5 protein-coding genes are annotated in these 2596 nt (G+C 60.8%); 3 read left to right on the plus strand and 2 right to left on the minus strand.

Annotation, left to right across the window (positions count from 1 at the left end; genetic code table 11):
* Positions 1-170: 170 nt before the first annotated feature.
* Entirely contained in the window at positions 171-422 is a 252-nt protein-coding gene (locus tag WBV42_RS05305) for a MarR family transcriptional regulator (protein ID WP_423985100.1), read from the minus strand.
* A 146-nt stretch (positions 423-568) separates the two neighbouring features.
* Here WBV42_RS05305 and WBV42_RS05310 point away from each other — a divergent pair, with 146 nt between their 5' ends.
* Positions 569-967, plus strand: a complete 399-nt coding sequence (locus tag WBV42_RS05310; RefSeq protein WP_423985101.1) for a PPOX class F420-dependent oxidoreductase — start codon at positions 569-571, stop codon at positions 965-967.
* Positions 968-976: 9 nt separating this feature from the next.
* On the opposite strand, the gene WBV42_RS05315 is transcribed toward WBV42_RS05310, so the two are convergent.
* Entirely contained in the window at positions 977-1135 is a 159-nt protein-coding gene (locus WBV42_RS05315) for a hypothetical protein (RefSeq protein WP_423985102.1), read from the minus strand.
* 166 nt (positions 1136-1301) lie between these two features.
* Here WBV42_RS05315 and WBV42_RS05320 point away from each other — a divergent pair, with 166 nt between their 5' ends.
* Both WBV42_RS05320 and WBV42_RS05325 read left to right on the plus strand, forming a co-directional pair.
* Positions 1302-2009, plus strand: coding sequence for a class I SAM-dependent methyltransferase (locus tag WBV42_RS05320; RefSeq protein WP_253228292.1), 708 nt, complete (start codon positions 1302-1304; stop codon positions 2007-2009).
* Positions 2010-2091: 82 nt separating this feature from the next.
* Positions 2092-2596: glycosyltransferase family 2 protein (locus WBV42_RS05325; RefSeq protein ID WP_423985103.1), on the plus strand; the 505-nt coding region annotated here is incomplete at its 3' end.

A 2596-nucleotide genomic window follows, 5' to 3' on the forward strand; every position in this document is an offset into this window, starting at 1 on the left:
GACGTATGCGTTCGTCGCCCCATGTGGTGCCAGCGTCTCGGTCGGCACGGGAATCGGGTTCATGCGAGGGAAGTAGGACGCGGCCGGGAAAGGCTTCCCGTTCGTGGACGTCGCTCGTCAGGAAAAAACGAGGGCCGAATATCGGCGAGAAAACCCAGGGAGGCGTCGTTTTAGTTGTTGAGGAGGTAGACCTGCTTTCGCGCGTCGCGGAAACTGTGGCGCGAGACGACGAGATCTTGCTCTTCGAGACGGGTCAGGGCGTAGCGGACGGTTCGGTCCGGAAGCAGCGATTCTTCGGCGAGTTCGCCCTGCGTCAACGGTTCTTCGGTTTCCAGTACCTTGGCGACGAGTTTGGCGCTGGGGGGTAGTTCACGGAGTCGTTCACGAAATTCACCTGCTGGTTCTGGTACAGTCGTGCTCATATATAGCATGCGACCGGGGCAAGGTGGTAAACGTTGGCTATAGGTGTGTACATACAATATCGACACCTTAAACGTCATTATATCACATTTAAATGCCGTGATAGGTTGGGGAGAAACTACACCGTTCTTCACGACGTGAACCAGGTATGGAATCGATACCCGAGGAGTTTCGAGACCTGTTCGAGAGGAAAGCGTTCGCCAACTTCGCCACCGTCATGCCGGACGGAACGCCGCAGGTGACGCCCGTTTGGGTGGGATACGACGGCGATCACCTCCTCGTGAATACCGCGGAAGGCCGACAGAAGGAACGAAACGTCAGGCGGAATCCGAAGGTCGGACTCTCCATCCTCGACCCGGACGACCCGTACCGATTCGTTTCGGTTCGCGGCGAAGTCGAGGCGGTCACGGAGGACGGCGCGGTCGAACACGCCAACGAACTCACCAAGCGGTACATGGGCCAAGACGAGTATCCGAACCTCGGTCAGGAGGAGGGTGCCCGCGTCATCATCCGGATTCGTCCCGATCGAGTCGTAACCGGTGGATGATCGGCCCACCTACTGCTGGCGGTCGGTCTTCGGCGGTCCGCTGTGACGGTTGTACTGGCCGAGGACACAGCCACAGTCCGGACAGTGGACGATGATCATGGTTTCGTATTCGTGGCGCACGAGGTCCGCCGCGGTGAAGTCGCCACCACAGTGATTACAGGTCGTCATCGGAAACCCCGAAGGAGGTACGCGACCGACGTTCAAAATCATTCCTCTACGGGTGCTGTCAGGTCGTCCGCCGCAGGAAACGGATCCCGTGAGTGTGAACCCCGCCCCGCTATCCACATCCAGTACCGTTTTATCCCTCGGGTGAGGTTGTTCGGACGAAGAAAGTGTGAAGGGACAGGAGTGGTATCAGGCTACGGAGGTGGCCGAGGAATACGAAGAGAAGCGATTCTCCCGTGGCGGCCGACTCATCGACCGCCGCGAGAAGCAAGCAGTTCTCGACGCTATCGGCCCGGTCGAGGGGAAGCGCGTCCTCGAAATAGCCTGCGGTACCGGCCGGTTTACCGTCATGCTCGCCGAACGGGGCGCGGACATCGTCGGACTCGACATCTCGGCGGCGATGCTCCAGCAGGGCCGTCACAAAGCGCGGAACACGGGGGTCGCCGATCATCTGGAGTTCATGCGCGGCGACGCCGCCCGGCTCCCGTTCCCGGACGACCACTTCGACACCGTGTTCGCCATGCGGTTTTTCCATCTCGCGAACACGCCAGCCTCGTTCCTGAGCGAGATGTGCCGTGTCTCGAAGGATCAGGTCTTTTTCGACACGTTCGCCGGACCGAGCACCCGAAGTCTCTACAACTGGCTGTTGCCGATGGGTTCGCGGTTGTACTCACTGGACGACGTGCAGAAACTCCTCGGGGAGACCGGCCTCTCGTTGGTCGACTCCGAGCACGATTGGATCCTGCCCTACGGTTTCTACCGTAAGATTCCCGACGCCATCGCGACGCGCATTCGGGACATGGACACCACAATCGGGGAAACGGCTATCGGGGACCACCTCGCGTCCGTTTCCTACTGGAACACGAGCGTCGAGTAGTCCTAAACTGATCTGTTTTTCCGCGAGAGTTAACAACGACGTGCCGAATTGCTTTTACGTACTCGGTATCTGAAAAGCGGATATGGACTTGTCCGTGGTCGTTCCGACGCTCAACGGTCGGGAGCCGCTGAGCGACGCCCTCGACGCGGTCGCCCGATACGTCCCCGACGCCGAGGTCGTCGTGGTCAACGGTCCCTCCACTGACGGAACCACGGGAATGGTGTGCGAGCGCGACGACGTGAGCGCGCTCGTCGAGATCTCCGACCGAAACTTGAACGTCGCGCGCAACGCGGGCCTCGCCGAAGCCACCGGCGAAGTGGTCGCCTTCCTCGGCCAGGAGGTCGCCATCGAGGAGTCGTGGTATGACGGCATCCGGAACGCCCTCGCGGACGGCGCGGACGTGGTCACGGGTCCCGTCCATCGGATGGTTCGGGCGGGGATGACGACCGAGACGATCGAAACACGAACGATCGCGGGCCGGGACGTGACCTACTTTTCGAGCATAAACGTCGCGTTTACCCGTGACGGCATCGAGGCCGTGGATGGCTTCGACGAAACGCTCGAAACCGGCGGCGCGCGCGACTGTG

It is taken from the genome of Haladaptatus sp. (genome assembly GCF_049589095.1).
GTDB lineage: Archaea > Halobacteriota > Halobacteria > Halobacteriales > Haladaptataceae > Haladaptatus.